The organism is Olleya sp. Ti.3.14 (assembly GCF_038154885.1).
Taxonomy (GTDB): Bacteria; Bacteroidota; Bacteroidia; order Flavobacteriales; family Flavobacteriaceae; genus Olleya.
Genome location: NZ_JBAKAO010000002.1, coordinates 216,440 through 234,983, shown reverse-complemented (window position 1 = coordinate 234,983; position 18,544 = coordinate 216,440). Strand labels below are relative to the sequence as shown.

Genomic DNA, 18,544 nt, shown 5'->3' with positions numbered 1-18,544 from the left:
TTATAAATTTATAGTTTATCGCTGATTATTTTTAGTTTTATCAAATACAAAATCTATAACTTCTTTATGACGTTTTTTAGAACGTACAGAACTACCTGCTGCTGGTGCACCATAAGGACGTCTTGAAGCTAATCTAAATGTTTTAGCTTCGTCTAGATGCATTAACATATGCGCATAAGCTCCCATATTTCTTGGTTCTTCTTGTGCCCAAACAATGTCTTCTGCATTTTTGTATTTGGCTAATACTTCTCTAATTTGTGTTGTTGGTAAAGGAAATAGCTGCTCTATTCTAATTAAAGCAACGTCTTCTCTTTTTAAATTTTCACGCTCCTCATCTAAATCGTAATAGAATTTACCAGTTAATAACACTAATGTTTTTACTTTATCTGCCTGAACAGCTGTATCATCAATTAGTGTTTGGAATGTTCCGTTTGCAAACTCGTCTACAGTACTAACACATTTTGGATGACGTAGTAAACTTTTTGGTGTAAATACAATTAATGGTTTACGGTAATTAGTTTTCATTTGACGTCTTAGCAAGTGAAAAAAGTTTGCTGGTGTTGTACAATCTGCAACAAACATATTATCCTTAGCACATAACTGTAGGTAACGCTCCATGCGTGCTGAAGAGTGCTCTGCACCTTGTCCTTCATACCCATGAGGTAATAACATGACTAACCCGTTTTGAGTTTTCCATTTATCCTCTCCTGCAGATATATATTGATCCAGCATTATTTGTGCACCATTACTAAAATCTCCAAATTGTGCTTCCCAAATTGTTAATGTATTAGGACTTGCCATAGCATATCCATAATCAAAACCTACAACGCCATATTCTGATAATAATGAATTAAAAATATGAAATTGACCTTGTTTGTCACTTACTTGGTTTAATAATAAAATTTCTTCTTCGCTATCTTCTACTTTGACAACAGCATGTCTATGAGAGAATGTTCCACGCTCTACATCCTGACCAGACATACGCACACTGTAACCTTCGTCTAATAATGTTCCGTAGGCTAAATGCTCTGCCATAGCCCAATCTAATCTGTTTTCGTCAAACATAGTTTGGCGATCATTAATTAAACGTTCTATTTTTCTGATAAACTTTTTATCCTTTGGTAAGTTAGAGATTACTTTAGTAATTGCTGCTAACTTATCTGAAGATGTTGTAGTATCCACAGATTGCATCATAATGGTTTCATCTACCTGAGTAAAATCTTTCCATTGCTCCTCCATAAAAGGCGTAATTATAGTTTTGTCTTCCTTACGGGAATCCTCTAGTTTTTCTTCTAAACTAGATTTGTAATCGTTTTCTAATTGTTTAACGTGATCCTTATCAATAATACCTTGCGCAATTAATTTGTCTGCATAAATGTCTCTTGGATTAGCATGCTTAGCAATTGCTTTATATAATTTTGGTTGTGTAAATCTAGGCTCATCACCTTCATTATGACCATATTTTCTATATCCTAATAAATCTATAAAGACATCTCTTTTAAAATTCATTCTAAAATCTAATGCAAACAACATTGCGTGCACTACTGCTTCAGCATCATCTGCATTAACGTGTAATACTGGTGACAAAGTTACTTTACCAATATCTGTACAATAAGTACTTGATCTTGCATCTAGATAATTGGTTGTAAATCCAACTTGATTATTTACAACAACATGAATGGTTCCGTTAGTTTTGTAACCATCTAATTGTGCCATTTGCACAACTTCGTAAACTAAACCTTGACCTGCTATTGCTGCATCACCATGGACTACTATTGGTAGTACTTTACTAAAGTTGTCACTATATAATGTGTCTTGTTTTGCTCTAACAATACCTTCTACTACTGCTCCGACAGTTTCTAAATGTGAAGGGTTAGGCGCAATACTTAAATTTATTTTTTTACCGTTATCTGTTTGACGGTTACTTGTCCAACCTAAATGGTACTTAACATCTCCATCAAATACTTCCTGCTCGTAATCTTTACCATCAAACTCACTAAAGATATCTTTTGCAGATTTTCCAAATATATTTGTTAATGTACTTAAACGACCTCTATGTGCCATTCCCATTACAAATTCTTGAACACCAAGCTCAGCAGCTTTTTCAATTACAGCATCTAAACCAGGAATTAAAGACTCTCCTCCTTCTAGAGAAAAACGTTTTTGTCCAACATATTTAGTATGCAAAAAGCTTTCAAACGATACCGCTTCATTTAATTTTTTAAGGATATGCTTTTTTTGCTCTCCAGAAAAATTAGGCTGATTATCGTTGATATTTAATTTATTTTGAATCCACTGAATTTCGTCAGGTTTTCTAATGTACATATATTCAACACCAATAGCATCACAATAGATACTGTTTAAATGTTTTAATATTTCTCTTAGCGTTTGCGCTCCAATACCTAAAATATCACCAGCATTAAATTTGGTGTCTAAATCGGTTTGAGACAATCCAAAATTCTCCAAATCCAGTGTAGGCTCGTATCTACGACGATCCCTAACAGGATTGGTTTTGGTAAATAAATGCCCTCTGTTACGATAACCATCTATTAATTTTACGACCTGAAATTCTTTTTGAACATGTTCTGGTATTTGACTAGAAACACCTTCCACAATTTCGCCTTCAAGTCCATAATTTTCAGATCCAAAGTCGTAACCTTGAAAAAAGGCTCTCCAACTAGGCTCAACAGAGTCAGGGTTTATTGTATATTGTTCGTATAAATCAGCAAAGTATGCTGTATGTGCTGCGTTTAAAAAGGAGTATTTATCCATTATTTTCTTTAAGACGTGTTCGCTTCAACAAAATTTTATCAAAAATACAACTTTTACTAAATATAAAGATGCTTTTATTATATTTATAACATTCTAAAAAATCTAAATTAACAATTATGAAATTCAGCACTCTAAATCGACATAAAATTATTGTTTTATCAATCTTTTCATGTTTTTTCCTCACTTTTAGTAATGCACAGGATAATTTACCACAACAAAAAAGTGAATTTTGGAAAAACGTACGTTTTGGAGGAGGCTTAGGTTTAAGTACTGGAAATAATTTTTTTAGTGCAACTTTAGCGCCTAGTGCTATTTATCAATTTGACAATACTTTTGCTTTAGGTGTAGGATTAAACGGAACCTATAATAGGAATAAAAACGTTTACAAATCAACAATTTTAGGAGGAAGTATTATGGGACTTTTTAATCCAATACAGGAAATCCAATTATCTGCCGAGTTTGAACAGCTTAACGTTAATCAAAAATTTGAAGGGGTTTTTGCAAGCAATGCAGATCGGAACTATTGGGTACCTGCTCTATTTGTTGGTGCTGGTTATAGAACTAACAATGTTACTTTTGGAGTAAGATATGATTTACTTTATGACGAAAACGATAGTGTTTATGCAAATGCTTTTGTTCCATTTGTAAGAGTCTTCTTTTAAACTTAAATACAATTTATTTTATATTTTAAGGTGACTTAAGTCACCTTTTAGGCTTTAATTAAATTTTATTTTTGATAAAATTTAAACATATAAAGTCATGTCAAAATTAAATTTAATTATTGTAGTATTAGGTTTTGTGTTAATAAGCTGTGGTGGCAATGAGAAAAAAGCTAAAGACAATTTTAGCTATAAGCGTCCACCTTCGTCTAAAGTAGAATCAAATCCTGAACAAAACACAGCATCAAGCACTGTAGACCTAACTAACAAAGGAATAGGTCCAATAAAAACACTAACCTTACCTGATCAAATAGATACTAAAATGGTTTCTCTAGGAAAAGAAGTCTACGACAAAATGTGCACAGCATGTCATAGATCTGATAAAAAATTTATTGGTCCAGCACCAAAAGACATTTTAAAAAGACGTACTCCAGAATGGGTTATGAATATGATTTTAAATCCTGAAGAGATGCTAAAAAACGATCCAATTGCTAAAGATTTATTAAAAGAATATAACAATACGCCTATGATTAATCAAGGACTTACAGAAGCTGACGCACGCGCTGTTTTGGAATACTTTAGAACACTTTAAACACATTAAAGTATGGTTTAAACTTTTATGAATATTTATGTCTAAACCATACTTTTTGCCATTCTCTTTTTAAGATTAAAAAAGTAACCTCGTCCGACAATTGCAACGTATCACTACCATCTAATTTTTTGATAGCGTCTTCTGACACGTCAATTATATAAAGTAGATTTAAATATTCGGCAAATTTTTCTTGAATCAGCTTATATACTGTTTCATGTAAAATTAGCTTTAAACTTGTTGGCAGGATGCCTTCATCAAAATCCAAATCAATATTTGCGTACAAAAAATCTTTATTAAGTTGCAACACTAACTTTTTATAAAGTTGTAAGTTATTTGCTTCAACAATTAAATCTTCAAAAGTTGCAGGTAAAGTCATGTACTTGTTTTAAACCGTTCTAGTCATTAATCCCATTCCAAACTCGCGAAGCAATTCTTTTTTATCCTCAGAGATTGTTAAAACATCTAACACATCAAATGCTTTTTTAGTGTAACTTTTTATAGCTTCTTGAGTTGCTTCTGCAGATTTAGAATCTATAAAATATTGTTTTACAGTTTCAATTTTTTCAGAATTATCATCTAATTGCACAGAAAATAATTGTTCTAATTTTACTTTATCCTTTTTGTTTAAAAACTCCAAAGCCTTTAAGTATAAATAGGTCTTTTTGTTTTCAATAATATCTCCACCAACTTGTTTACCAAAGGTTTCTGGATCACCAAATGCATCTAAATAATCGTCTTGCAATTGAAAAGCAATTCCTAATAATCTTCCAAATTGGTAAATGTTATTTTGGTTTTCTTCAGTAGTTTCGGCAACTATCGCTCCCATTTTCATGGCTGCACCAACTAAAACAGCTGTTTTATACTCAATCATTTTTAAGTACTCAGGTATAGTAACATCGTCTCTGGTTTCAAAATCAACATCATATTGCTGACCTTCACAAACCTCTAAAGCTGTTTTACTAAACAGTCTTGCTAACGCCTGAAATGTTGTTGGTTTATAGTTTTCAAATAACTGATAAGCCATAATTAACATGGCATCTCCAGATAAAATACCAGTATTAAGGTCCCATTTCTCATGCACTGTTTGTTGACCTCGTCGCAAAGGCGCATCGTCCATAATGTCATCATGTACTAACGAAAAATTATGAAACACCTCTACACTTAATGCTGCATCTAATGCCTTTTGGTAATCTATTCCAAAAATTTCTGCTGTCATTAATGTTAACACAGGTCTTAAACGTTTACCACCTAATTGCAATATATAGTGTATTGGACTATATAAGTTTTCTGGTTGTTTTGGCGACGAATAGTCTTTTAAATAGTCTGTAAATGCAGACTGATAAAATAAAATGTTTTGCATCCTGCAAAAATAAAGCAAATACTGCTAACAAACTATTGTCTAGCAAAAGTCCAATGTTAAATAATAATTAAAACTTTGGAAACTTTTATTGTTTTTAAAGTTTCCTATTGTACATTTGCACGAAATTATGAGAGACAAAATTATACATAAATCTGCCGAGTTGTTTTTATCACTTGGTTTTAAAAGCGTTACAATGGATGACATTGCTAATGCTTTAGGTATTTCTAAAAAAACAATTTATCAGCATTTTGCTAATAAAACAAAATTAGTAGAAGCAACCACATCGCACATGTTTGAAAACATTTGTGATGGCATTGATTGTATTTCAAACAAATCACTTAATCCTATTGAGGAGCTGTACGACATTAAAATGTTTGTAATGACCTTTTTAAAAAACGAAAAAGCATCACCTCAATTTCAATTAAAAAAATACTACCCTCAGATATACAGCGTTTTACACCTTAAACAATTTGAAAAAATGTACGTGTCGGTTAAACAAAGTATGGAAAAAGGTGTACAAACAGGTTTGTTTAGAAAAAACATTGATGTCGATTTTATTTCAAGAATGTATTTTAATGGTATGTCTGGAATTAAAGATGAAAACATTTTTCCTACCAAACTATTTACTATGGAATATTTAATGGAAAGCTATTTGGAATATCACCTTAGAGCCATTTGTACAGAAAACGGACTACTTACACTTAATAAATTTATTAACAAAACCACCCTTAACTAATGAGAAAACTAATATTAGCATTTAGTTTAGCACTAACATCTATCGTTTATTCTCAAGAAACTCCAACCGAGTTTTCTTTACAAGAAGCTATTAATTATGCTTTAGAAAATAACAGGTCATCAAAAAATGCAGCGTTAGACATTGAAGCTGCAATCAAACAAAAATGGGAAACTACTGCTACAGGTTTACCTCAACTTAATGCAACCGTTGATTACCAAAATGCATTAAAACGTAATGTATTTGTTTTTGGTGATCAAATTATACAAGTTGGATCACAACATACACTAACTGGTACTGCTACCCTAAGTCAATTATTATTTGATGGCTCTTATTTAGTAGGATTACAGTCTGCTAAAGTGTATTTAGAAATTTCTAAAAACGCAAAAACAAAAACTGATTTAGAGGTAAGAAAAGCTGTTATCAACGCCTACGGAAATGTGCTATTAGCAGAAGAAAGCGTTGCTATTTTAGAAAAAAACATAAGTGTTTTAGAAAAAAATCTAAACGATATCACCAAGATTTTTGAAAACGGTTTAGAAGAAGAAGAAAGTGTCGAGCAACTAAAAATAACATTATCAAGTGTAAAAAGCACCTTAAACAATACTACAAGATTAAAAGACTTAGCCTATCAGATGTTAAATTTAACCATAGGAAAGCCTATTAATGACAACATAGTTTTAACAGAAAATTTGGACACACTTGCGCTTCAAAACATAACTATGCAACTTTTAGATTCTGAAAATAATGTAGAAAATAACATTGATTATAAAATTGCAGAAAACGATAAAACAACTAAAGAATTATTAGTTAAATTAGAAAAAAGCAAAGCATTACCTAGTTTAAGTGCATTTATAAATGGAGGTTACACAGGTAACAGAGAGTCATTTAACTTTACAAACACTAGCGAAAAATGGTTTGGATCTTCCATATTTGGAGTAAGTTTAAATGTACCAATATTTAGCTCTGGTATGCGTAATGCAGCGACACAACGTGCCAAAATAAATTTAGAAAAGGCTGAAATAAACCTTACCGAAACTGAGCAAATGCTTAATCTTCAAATTCAATCTGCAAAAAGCGATTACCAATTTGCTATCGAAGATTATCAAAACAAAAAAGAAAATTTAATACTTGCAGAGCGTATTGAAACTAAAAATCAAACCAAATTTTTTGAAGGAATTGGTTCTAGTTTTGAACTTAGACAAGCGCAAACGCAATTATATACTGCACAACAAGAGTTACTTCAAACCATGTTAGATGTAATTACCAAAAAAGCAGAACTAGAAACTTTACTAAACACAACTAACTAATCATCAATCCTACAAAATATTAATTATGAAACATATATTAACGCTTTCTTTTATAGCTGTTTTACTAGCCTCATGTGGAGGAGACAAAAAAAACTCAGTAGAAAAAATTCTAGAAAAAAATAATTTAGAAGACATTCGTACTAAACGTGCAGAATTAGTATCTGAACAAGAAGAAATTAATACCAAAATAAAATTATTAGACGAAAGAATTAAAACTTTAGATACCACTCAAAACATTCCTTTAATTACTACAATCCTTGCAAAAGAAGAAGTTTTTGATCACGTATTGGAGCTTCAAGGTAACGTAACAACTAAAAACCTATTGGTTATAACACCAGAGTATAGTGGCATTTTAACAAATGTTTATGTTACAGAAGGTCAACGTGTGTCAAAAGGACAAACTTTAGCAAAAATTGATGATGGTGGATTAAGCCAACAATTAGCGCAACTTAAAATACAATCAGCCTTAGCTAAAACAACTTTTGAACGTCAACAAAAATTATGGAATCAAAAAATTGGTAGCGAAATCCAATTCCTACAAGCTAAATCATCTTACGAAGCTCAAGAAGAAGCTATAAACCAATTACAAAAACAACTTAGTAAAACCGTTGTTAGAGCTCCGTTTTCAGGAACTATTGATGACGTAATTACAGAAAAAGGAAGTGTTGTTGGAGCAGGTCAAACACCTTTAATGCAAATTGTAAACCTAGACGATATGTATATCGAGACAGATGTTCCAGAAAGCTATATTCCTACTGTAGTACAAGGAAAAAATGTTACTGTTCAATTTCCAGTTTTAGGAACATCCATAGACACTAAAGTCCGTCAAGCAGGTGATGTTATTAACGTAGCTAACCGTACATTTAAAATTGAGGTTGCTGTACCAAACAAGGACAAAACTATCAAACCTAACTTAACTGCAAAGCTTAAAATAAATGATTACACTAACCCTAAAGCTATTTTAGTACCACAAAGCATTATATCTGAAAATGCTGAAGGCGAACAATATGTTTACATCGTAAAAGACAAAAAGGATAATAATCAAGGAACCGTAAATAAAGTAATTATTAAAACCGGAAAAACACAAGGTGATGTGATCGAGGTTTTAGAAGGTATTACAAATGGAGCCGAGTTAATCCAAGAAGGTGCACGTAGTGTAAAGGATGGACAAACTGTTAAAGTAATTAAATACTAAACCAACTAAATAATGACTAAAAAGAAAAAACAAGTCGATAAAGAATTTGGTTTATCATCATGGGCAATAAATAACAAAACCACGATGTATGTCCTAATTGCAGTAATTTTTTACTTAGGGATTTCTGCGTTTTTTGACATGCCAAGAGAAAACTTTCCGGAAGTAAACGAAACTAAAATATACGTTAGTTCTATTTACCCAGGAAACACTGCAGAGGATATTGAAAAATTAATTTCAGATCCTTTAGAAGATAAATTAAAAACGGTTAGTAATGTTGTCGAAATCACCTCAACATCGCAAGAAGACTACTCGATATTAATAGTCGAGTTTGATGATGGTTTAACCGTAGATCAAGCCAAACAAAAAGTAAAAGATGAAATTGACACAGAAACTTCTGGCGAAGATTGGCCTACCTTTAATGGTGCAAAAGTAGAACCTGATGTGTTTGAATTAAGCCTTTCAGAAGAAATGCCAATCTTAAACATTAACATCTCTGGAGATTACCCTATTCAAAAACTAAAAGAATATGCTGAGTATCTTCAAGATGAAATAGAAAACCTGCAAGAAATTAAAAAAGCGGACATTCGTGGTGCTCAAGAAAAAGAAGTTGAAGTCGCTGTAGACATTTATAAAATGATGGCAGCACAAGTTACTTTTAACGATATTATTGGTGCTATTAACAATGGTAACTTAACGATGTCTGCTGGTAACTTAAAAGCAAGTGGACAACGTCGTACTATTAGAGTTTTAGGTGAAATTGAAACACCTGCTGAGCTTGAAAACTTTGTTGTAAAAGCAGAAAACGGAAACTCAATATACCTTAAAGATTTAGCAACAGTATCTTTTAAAGAAGAAGATAAAACAACATTTGCTAGAGAGTATGGTCATCCTGTAGTCATGCTAGACGTTAAAAAACGTGCTGGTAAAAACATGGTTGCTGCTGCAGAGCAAATTCAGGTTATTGTTGCAGATGCAATAGACAATGTATTTCCTCCAGATTTAACTGTTACTGTAGTAAACGATCAATCTTCAAAAACCATTGGTCAAGTCGATGATTTAGTAAACAACATCATCTTTGGTGTTATACTAGTTGTTACGGTTTTAATGTTCTTTTTAGGATTTAAAAATGCATTATTTGTTGGTTTTGCAATACCAATGTCCATGTTTATGTCGCTAATGATATTACAATTATTAGGTCAAAGTTTAAATACCATGGTACTTTTTGGTCTTATTATGGGACTTGGTATGCTAGTAGATAACGGAATTGTTGTTGTTGAAAACGTCTACCGTTTAATGGAGGACGAAGGGATGAGCAGAATTGAGGCTGCTAAAAAAGGTATTGGCGAAATTGCTTTTCCTATTATCATATCAACAGCTACAACTGTTGCAGCCTTTATTCCTTTAGGATTATGGCCAGGAATTATGGGAGAATTCATGAAAATTTTACCTATAACATTATCCGTAGTTTTAGGATCCTCTTTATTTGTTGCCATATTTTTTAATTCGGTTTTAGTATCAAAGTACATGACTATTGAAGATAAGGACATGCCTTTAAAGCAAATCATAAGAACATCCTCTATAATTGCTATCATTGGGATATTAATATTAATTTTTGGAGGAGCATACAGAGGTTTAGGTACTGTAATGATTTTTACAGCTGTTATGCTTTGGGCTTACCGATTCTTTATCAGAAAATGGGCAAACAGTTTCCAAAACAAAGCTTTAGTTAATTTAGAAAACTGGTACGAGCGTAAATTACGTGCGGCATTATCAGGAAGAAAACCATACCTATTAAGTATTGGTACCTTTTTACTACTTATTGCCTCATTTGTGGCATTTGGTATGTCTCTAGGTGCTAAACGAACTAAAGTAGAATTTTTTCCAGATAACAAACCAAATCAGATTATTGTTTATATAGAATATCCTGAAGGTACTGCTATCGAAAAAACAAATGCGATTACCAAAGAGATAGAACAACGTGTATTTACTGTATTAAATGATGACCATTACATGGATGATGGCTACAATTATTTAGTAGAAAGCACTGTATCTCAAGTTGGTGAAGGTGCAGGAAATCCGCAAACCGATGGTGGATCTGCTGCAGAAATGCCACACAAAGCTAAAATTACAGCTTCTATGCGTGAGTACAAATTTAGACGTGGCGAAGACAGTGAGGTTTTACGACAAAAAGTACAAACAGCATTAGTAGGTATTTTTCCAGGAGTATTGATTTCGGTAGAAAAAGATGCTAATGGTCCTCCTGCTGGAGCGCCTATAAATATTGAAATTGAAGGTGAAGATTATGATGAACTTATTGCTACAGCAGAAACAATGCGTGAGTTTATTAACACCAAAAACATTCAAGGTATTGACGAGCTAAAGATTGATGTAAACAAAGCCAAACCTACAATGCGTGTTACCATTGACAGAGAAAAAGCAGGAGAACTAGGTATTAGTGCAGCGCAAGTTGGACAGCAATTACGTAGCTCAGTTTTTGGATCTAAAGCAGGTGTTTATAAAGAAGATGGTGACGATTACGATATCTATGTTCGTTTTAATAAAGAAAACAGATATAACAAAAGTGCTTTATTTAATCAAAACATTACGTTTAGAGATAATACAGGCCAAATAAAAAGTGTACCAGTTTCTGCGGTTATTAAATACGAAAACAACTCAGGTTTTAGTGCTATTAAACACAAAGACACTAGACGTGTTGTAACTGTTTACTCTGCTTTATCACCAGGTTTTACAGATGCTGCTGCTATTGTAAGTCAAATTCAAAACGAAATGAAAAGTTTTGAAAACTTACCTAAAGGTATCAAAATAGATTACACAGGTCAAATTGAAGAGCAAAATAAGCAAATGCTATTTTTAGTTGGCGCCTTTTTTACTGGACTTGGATTAATCTTTTTTATCTTAATATTTCAATTTAATTCGGTTTCAAAACCAACAATAATTATGATTGCTATTTTCCTTAGTTTTATTGGTGTATTTGGTGGTATTGTAATTTCAGGAAGTTCTTTCGTTATTATGATGACCATGGTTGGTATTATATCGCTTGCTGGAATTGTTGTAAATAATGGTGTGGTATTATTAGATTATGCCCAACTTCTTATTGACAGAAAGAAAGCAAAATTAGATTTAGATAAAGATGAGTACCTTACAAATGAAGACCTATTTGAAAGTATTGTAAATGCAGGAAAAGCACGTTTAAGACCAGTATTACTAACAGCAATCACTACCATTTTTGGATTAATACCGTTAGCCATTGGACTAAACATTAACTTCTTTACACTATTCGCAGATCTTAATCCTAACATTTACATGGGAGGAGATAACGTAGTATTTTGGGGACCACTAGCATGGACGGTTATTTACGGTTTATTAATCGCAACCTTCCTAACATTAATAGTTGTTCCAATATTATTTTTCTTATCAATTAAATTAAAAATGTGGATAAGAGATAAATTTTCTTCAGACAAAAATGAAGACAATATTACATTAGAAACTGCAATTGAAGAGTAAATTTTCAGTTTAGCACATACATTTAAATGATTTAAACAAAAAATCCGAAGTCTTTACTTCGGATTTTTTACTTTTGCATTTCTAATAAACTATTATGTACAGAAGTCATAACTGTGGTGAGTTAACTGCATCACATATAAATACAGAAGTTACCCTTTCAGGTTGGGTACAAAAATCAAGAGATAAAGGGTTTATGATGTGGGTAGATCTACGTGATCGCTACGGAATAACGCAACTTATTTTTGATGAGGAACGCACACCAAAAGCAATAATGGAACAAGCACAAAAGCTTGGTCGCGAATTTGTTATACAAGTTAAAGGAACTGTTATTGAGCGTGCTTCTAAAAACCCTAATATCCCAACTGGTGATATCGAAATTTTAGTTTCGGAATTAAACATTCTAAATGAATCTTTACTTCCTCCTTTTACTATCGAAGATAAAACGGATGGTGGTGAAGATATCAGAATGAAATACCGTTACCTTGATATTAGACGTAATCCGGTAAAAAACAACTTGATTTTTAGAGCTAAAGTAACGCAAGAGGTTAGAAACTTTTTGTCAGGAAATGGTTTTATTGAAGTTGAAACACCATACTTAATCAAATCTACTCCAGAAGGTGCTAGAGATTTTGTAGTACCTTCTAGAATGAACGAAGGTGAATTTTACGCATTACCACAATCACCACAAACCTTTAAGCAATTGCTTATGGTTGGTGGAATGGATAAATACTTCCAGATTGTTAAATGTTTTAGAGATGAAGATTTACGTGCCGACAGACAACCAGAATTTACGCAAATTGACTGCGAAATGGCGTTTGTAGAGCAAGAAGATATTTTAAATGTATTTGAAAACTTAACACGTCACTTACTTAAAGAAGTAAATGGTGTCGAGGTGGACAAATTCCCACGTATGTTATATGACGATGCGATGCGTTTATACGGAAATGACAAACCAGACATTAGATTTGGAATGGAGTTTGGAGAGCTTAATGACGTTGCACAACACAAAGAGTTTGGCGTATTCAACTCGGCAGAACTAGTTGTTGGTATTGCTGTTCCTGGCGGAAACGAGTACACACGAAAAGAAATTGATAAATTAATTGATTGGGTAAAACGTCCACAAGTTGGTGCTTTAGGTATGGTTTACTCACGTTGTAATGACGACGGAACATTTAAATCTTCTGTAGACAAGTTTTTTGACCAAGACGATTTAGCTAAATGGGCAGAAAAAACAGGCGCAAAAGCAGGCGATTTAGTTTGTGTGCTTTCTGGAGACACTAATAAAGTGCGTGCACAATTAAGTGCGTTACGTATGGAATTAGCAACACGTTTAGGCTTACGTGACCCTAAAGTATTTGCACCATTATGGGTAATTGATTTCCCATTATTAGAGCTTGATGAAGAAACCGGTCATTACCACGCCATGCACCACCCGTTTACATCACCAAAACCTGGTCAAATAGAATTATTAGACACTAACCCAGGAGATGTTAAAGCTAATGCGTACGATTTAGTCCTTAACGGAAACGAAATTGGTGGTGGATCAATACGTATACACGACAAAGCGACGCAAGCTATCATGCTTAAACATTTAGGATTTAGCGAAGCTGAAGCTAAAGCTCAATTTGGATTCTTAATGGACGCTTTTGAATATGGCGCACCTCCACATGGTGGATTAGCTTTTGGTCTTGATAGATTAGTATCTATTTTAGGAGGTCAAGAAACTATTAGAGACTTTATTGCATTCCCTAAAAACAATTCTGGTAGAGACGTCATGATAGACGCGCCTGCTCCAATTGATGATGCACAATTAAAGGAATTAAATCTTAAATTAGATTTACAGTCATAAAAATAAAAATCCTGCAAATTGCAGGATTTTTTATTACATTTAATTAATGCCAAAGCAGCCACTACATAAACGTTTTTTTATTTGGAGAATTAAAAACATCTCCGAAAAAAACTTTACTTATATTTTAAGTGGACTAGTTGGACTATTGGCAGGATTGGCTGCGGTAACATTAAGAAACATTACGTTTACTATTGAAAGTGCTTTAGATAACCTAGTCGTGTTTTCTAAAAATCAAGTCTATTTTATACTACCAGTTTTTGGATTGTTTTTAGTGTATTTATTTACAAAATATGTGACTAAAAAAAAGGTAGAACATGCTATACCTTCTATTTTATTTAAATTATCAAAACGTAGTGGACTAATAGAGCGTTCCAAAATTTACATTCCTTTAATAACCGCACCTCTAACTGTTGGTTTCGGGGGATCTGTCGGATTACTCGGACCAGCTATTGCTTCAGGATCTGCAATCAGTTCTAACTTAGGCAAACTGTTTCATGTTAATCAACAAACACGTACTTTATTAATTGGCTGTGCAGCAGCAGGTGCCATTTCATCTATATTTAAATCGCCAATTGCAGCTATAATTTTTGCGGTTGAAGTATTTAGTTTGGACCTAACCTTCGCCTCGTTATTACCTTTATTAATAGCATCAGTCTCTTCCGTATTAACGTCATACTTTTTTTTGGGTGACGACTTATTATTCAACTTTAATTTTGCTGATAAATTCGAAATTAAAGACACTCTCTTTTACGTAGCTTTAGGTATCGGAACTGGATTTGCTTCTATTTATTTCACTAAAATGTATTTCTATATTTTAAAATTCTTCGAGCGTTTTAAATCTAGATTAATAAAATTAATAATTGGTGGATTAGCAATTGGTGTCATGTTATATTTTATCCCACCATTGTATGGAGAAGGGTTTGGATTTATAAATAACCTATTAGCAGGAAACCATTTAGCTGCATTAGGCACAACTCCTTTTGACCATTTAAAGGATAATATTTGGGTAGTCATTGGATTACTAATTGGGATTACTGTATTTAAAGCCATAGCAATGACTACCACATTTGCAGCTGGAGGAGCTGGAGGAATCTTTATTCCAACCATGGTAATGGGTAGCGCATTAGGTAATGTGGTTGCCAAAATAATCAACAATTTAGGTTTAGGATTTAATGTGTCCGAGACCAATTTCACCTTAATTGGTATGGCTGGATTAATTGCAGGAGTACTGCACGCACCATTAACAGCCATTTTCTTAATTGCCGAAATTACTGGTGGATATGAATTATTTATCCCATTAATGATAGCTGTAAGTATGTCATTCATTATTAAAAAAAACGCGATAGATTTTACCATCTATACCAAAGAGCTAGCCTTAAAAGGCGAATTATTAACCCACAACAAGGACCAAAGTGTTTTAACCCTAATGTCTTTAGATAGTGTAATAGAAACCAATTTTGTAAAACTAAACCCAAACATGACGCTTGGCGATATGTTACATAAAGGTGTTGCAAAATCCACCAGAAATCTATTTCCTGTGGTTAATAAAAACAAAGCTTTAGTTGGTATAATTCTGTTGGATGATGTCAGAGAAATCATGTTTAATCAAGCACTTTACGATTCGACTTTAGTAGAAGATTTAATGCATAATCCACCAGATATTATTGATTATAAAAATGACTCTATGAAAACAGTTATGACAAAATTTCAAGATTCAAACGCTTGGAACTTACCTGTAATTAAAGATGGTATATACATTGGATTTGTTTCAAAATCTAAATTATTAACCGCTTACAGACGTCAATTAATTAACTACACTACGACTTAGTAACGCATTTTATATCTTTACAAAAAATAACGTCCTATTAAAACATGAAATACCTAATCGCATTATCATTTATCGCATCTGTAGCAAGCATAATTTGTGGCTATTGGCTAGAAGTTGACTATGGACAAAAACTAATAGGCTTTGGTGTTTTAGGTTTGTTTTTCATAGTCATTCCGTTATTTACGTACCACAGATGGAAAGACAGAGACGCCAAAGAATACATGTTAACTAAAGAAAAAATAGAAGACATGCGTAAAAAAGAAGGCGATAAAAGACGATTTTAATAATTTATTTGGGCATTACCCTTTTCCGCTGAAAAGCTACAAAGGGTCGCGCTATCCACTGTATCTTTTTGTTTTTTTAGTAAAACAAAAAGGATGTCGTTTCTATCCCTAATGCACTAAACCGCAAACAACAATCTATTAATTTAAATTTCGTTTTTCGACAAAAAAGCGTTTTAGTAAAGCTGATGCTTCCTCAGCTAACACACCACCTTCCATTTTAGTTTTAGGATGTAGCTTTGTATTTAATGCAATACAACCACGATCCTCATCTCTTGCACCATAAACAATTTTAGAAATCTGACTCCAATACAAAGCACCAGCACACATTTGGCAAGGCTCTAAAGTGACATACAACGTACAATCTTTTAAATATTTTCCGCCTAAAAAATTGGCAGCAGCAGTAATGGCTTGCATTTCGGCATGCGCAGTAACGTCATTTAAAAGCTCGGTTAAATTATGTGCTCTAGCAATTATGCGGTCTTTAATAACAATTACAGCTCCAACAGGTATTTCGCCTTTATCAAAAGCTTCTTCAGCTTCCTGAAGTGCTTTTTTCATAAAATAAGTATCGTCGTATGGGTTTATCATATCAGAAAGTTGACTATTAAAAATCAAAAATACAATTTCAAGTACTACATTTGTAAAGCAATGACTAAATTCCTTAATAAAATACAAAACCCAACACAGCTTCGTCTTTTAAAACAAGACGACTTACCTATTATTGCTAAAGAACTTCGTGATTTTATTATCAATATTGTAGCCACAAAAGAAGGACATCTTGGGGCAAGTCTTGGTGTGATTGAGTTAACCATAGCGCTTCATTATGTATTTAACACACCAAAAGACCAATTAGTTTGGGATGTTGGACACCAAGCCTATGGACATAAAATTTTAACTGGTAGACGCGATACTTTTGAAACCAACAGACAACTTGGTGGCTTAAGCGGTTTTCCAAACAGGTCAGAAAGCAACTTTGATACGTTTGGTGTTGGACACTCCTCTACTTCTATATCTGCAGCTTTGGGTATGGCAATTGCCTCTAGATTAAAAGGTGATTTAGACACACAACATATTGCAGTAATTGGTGATGCTTCTATAGCAAGCGGAATGGCTTTTGAAGGCTTAAATCACGCAGGTGTTACAGATGCCAATCTATTAGTTATTTTAAACGACAATGCTATTGGAATTGATCCAAGTGTTGGTGCGTTAAAGCAATATTTAACTAACGTTAAAAAAGGCACAGAAAAGCAAGACAATATTTTTGAAGCTTTAAATTTTGACTATTCCGGACCAATAGATGGCCATAATTTACAACTATTAATTTCAGAATTAAAGCGTTTAAAAAACGTAAAAGGTCCAAAGTTTTTACATGTAATCACCACTAAAGGAAAAGGTTTACGTCAAGCCGAAGAAAACCAAGTTACCTATCATGCACCAGGAAAGTTTAATAAAGATACTGGCGAGCTAAACCCAAAATCAAACACCAAACAAGCACCTAAATACCAAGATGTTTTTGGGCATACTATTGTTGAATTAGCACAACAAAACGAAAAAATAATTGGGATTACACCTGCAATGCCAACTGGAAGCTCTTTAAAATATATGATGGAGCAAATTCCGGAGCGTGCTTTTGATGTTGGAATTGCCGAACAACACGCAGTTACATTTGCTGCTGGATTGGCTACACAAGGTATGGTTCCGTTTTGTAATATCTACTCAACCTTTTTACAACGTGCCTATGATCAAGTGATACATGACGTTGCTTTACAAGGCCTACCTGTCATTTTCTGTTTAGATCGTGCAGGATTAGTTGGTGAAGATGGAGCAACACATCATGGTGTTTACGACTTATCTTATTTACGTTGCATCCCTAACTTGATAATTTTTGCGCCAAGAAATGAAGTCGAGTTACGTAACATTATGTACACTGCGCAGTTGGGTTTAAAACAGCCCATTGCTATTAGATACCCAAGAGGACGTGGTCAAAATTTAGATTGGCAGCAACCATTTTCTAAAATTGAAATTGGAAAAGGTGAGTGCATAAAACAAGGGACAACAACCGCAATACTTTCAATTGGGAATATGGCTAAAAATGTTACTGAAGCATTCGATTTAATTGAAGATACCTCAGCATTTTCTCATTACGACATGCGCTTTATAAAACCATTGGATGTGGAGATGCTTCATAAAATATTTAAAACACATACGACTATTGTTACTATTGAAGACGCTTCAGTTGTAGGTGGTTTTGGTAGCGCAATAGCTGAATTTTCAGTAAAACATAATTATAAAAATACGGTAATTCTAAAAGGAATTCCAGATCAGTTTATTGAACACGGAACCGTTTTAGAATTACAGCAATCTATTCAGCTTGACTCTAAAAGTCTAAGTGGACTGCTAAAAAAAATGGCAGACTAAAAAATTAGTCTGCCATTTA

At 33.2% G+C, this 18,544-nt stretch carries 14 protein-coding genes; 10 read left to right on the top strand and 4 right to left on the bottom strand.

Annotated elements, in window-relative coordinates; all coding sequences use genetic code 11:
- Nucleotides 1-15: 15 nt before the first annotated feature.
- Nucleotides 16-2,772 carry a 2-oxoglutarate dehydrogenase E1 component gene (locus tag V6251_RS05250; protein ID WP_341587319.1) on the bottom strand — a complete coding sequence of 919 codons (2,757 nt, stop codon included), beginning with the start codon at nucleotides 2,770-2,772 and terminating at the stop codon, nucleotides 16-18.
- Nucleotides 2,773-2,888: 116 nt separating this feature from the next.
- On the opposite strand from V6251_RS05250, the gene V6251_RS05245 reads away from it, so the two are divergent.
- The gene (locus V6251_RS05245; RefSeq protein WP_341587318.1) at nucleotides 2,889-3,434 is read left to right on the top strand and encodes an alpha-ketoglutarate decarboxylase; all 546 of its coding nucleotides are present in this window, start codon (nucleotides 2,889-2,891) and stop codon (nucleotides 3,432-3,434) included.
- Nucleotides 3,435-3,531: 97 nt separating this feature from the next.
- On the top strand, nucleotides 3,532-4,023 hold the full coding sequence (locus V6251_RS05240) for a c-type cytochrome (protein ID WP_292943540.1): 492 nt from the start codon (nucleotides 3,532-3,534) through the stop codon (nucleotides 4,021-4,023).
- 25 nt (nucleotides 4,024-4,048) lie between these two features.
- On the opposite strand, the gene V6251_RS05235 is transcribed toward V6251_RS05240, so the two are convergent.
- Together V6251_RS05235 and V6251_RS05230 are read right to left on the bottom strand one after the other, a co-directional pair.
- Nucleotides 4,049-4,399 carry a hypothetical protein gene (locus tag V6251_RS05235; RefSeq protein WP_341587317.1) on the bottom strand — a complete coding sequence of 117 codons (351 nt, stop codon included), beginning with the start codon at nucleotides 4,397-4,399 and terminating at the stop codon, nucleotides 4,049-4,051.
- Between the two features lie 9 nt (nucleotides 4,400-4,408).
- Complete coding sequence (locus tag V6251_RS05230) at nucleotides 4,409-5,383, bottom strand: polyprenyl synthetase family protein (protein ID WP_292943534.1); 975 nt, start codon at nucleotides 5,381-5,383, stop codon at nucleotides 4,409-4,411.
- A 127-nt stretch (nucleotides 5,384-5,510) separates the two neighbouring features.
- Here V6251_RS05230 and V6251_RS05225 point away from each other — a divergent pair, with 127 nt between their 5' ends.
- The 7 genes from V6251_RS05225 to V6251_RS05195 all read left to right on the top strand — a co-directional run bounded on the left by V6251_RS05225 (nucleotide 5,511) and on the right by V6251_RS05195 (nucleotide 16,107).
- Complete coding sequence (locus V6251_RS05225; RefSeq protein WP_341587316.1) at nucleotides 5,511-6,119, top strand: TetR/AcrR family transcriptional regulator; 609 nt, start codon at nucleotides 5,511-5,513, stop codon at nucleotides 6,117-6,119.
- The gene (locus tag V6251_RS05220; RefSeq protein WP_341587315.1) at nucleotides 6,119-7,426 is read left to right on the top strand and encodes a TolC family protein; all 1,308 of its coding nucleotides are present in this window, start codon (nucleotides 6,119-6,121) and stop codon (nucleotides 7,424-7,426) included. Before V6251_RS05225 ends, V6251_RS05220 begins: the two co-directional genes overlap by 1 nt.
- Before the next feature lie 25 nt (nucleotides 7,427-7,451).
- Nucleotides 7,452-8,621 (top strand): efflux RND transporter periplasmic adaptor subunit, encoded by a 1,170-nt coding sequence (locus V6251_RS05215; RefSeq protein WP_341587314.1) that lies wholly within the window; start codon nucleotides 7,452-7,454, stop codon nucleotides 8,619-8,621.
- A 12-nt stretch (nucleotides 8,622-8,633) separates the two neighbouring features.
- Nucleotides 8,634-12,146 carry an efflux RND transporter permease subunit gene (locus V6251_RS05210; protein WP_341587313.1) on the top strand — a complete coding sequence of 1,171 codons (3,513 nt, stop codon included), beginning with the start codon at nucleotides 8,634-8,636 and terminating at the stop codon, nucleotides 12,144-12,146.
- Nucleotides 12,147-12,240: 94 nt separating this feature from the next.
- Nucleotides 12,241-13,995 (top strand): aspartate--tRNA ligase, encoded by a 1,755-nt coding sequence (aspS, locus tag V6251_RS05205; protein ID WP_341587312.1) that lies wholly within the window; start codon nucleotides 12,241-12,243, stop codon nucleotides 13,993-13,995.
- A gap of 46 nt (nucleotides 13,996-14,041) precedes the next feature.
- Nucleotides 14,042-15,823 carry a chloride channel protein gene (locus tag V6251_RS05200; RefSeq protein WP_341587311.1) on the top strand — a complete coding sequence of 594 codons (1,782 nt, stop codon included), beginning with the start codon at nucleotides 14,042-14,044 and terminating at the stop codon, nucleotides 15,821-15,823.
- 44 nt (nucleotides 15,824-15,867) lie between these two features.
- Complete coding sequence (locus V6251_RS05195) at nucleotides 15,868-16,107, top strand: hypothetical protein (RefSeq protein WP_028284207.1); 240 nt, start codon at nucleotides 15,868-15,870, stop codon at nucleotides 16,105-16,107.
- A 138-nt stretch (nucleotides 16,108-16,245) separates the two neighbouring features.
- On the opposite strand, the gene V6251_RS05190 is transcribed toward V6251_RS05195, so the two are convergent.
- Entirely contained in the window at nucleotides 16,246-16,695 is a 450-nt protein-coding gene (locus V6251_RS05190; protein WP_145005903.1) for a nucleoside deaminase, read from the bottom strand.
- A 60-nt stretch (nucleotides 16,696-16,755) separates the two neighbouring features.
- On the opposite strand from V6251_RS05190, the gene dxs reads away from it, so the two are divergent.
- Nucleotides 16,756-18,525 carry a 1-deoxy-D-xylulose-5-phosphate synthase gene (gene dxs, locus V6251_RS05185; protein WP_341587310.1) on the top strand — a complete coding sequence of 590 codons (1,770 nt, stop codon included), beginning with the start codon at nucleotides 16,756-16,758 and terminating at the stop codon, nucleotides 18,523-18,525.
- Nucleotides 18,526-18,544 lie beyond the last annotated feature (19 nt).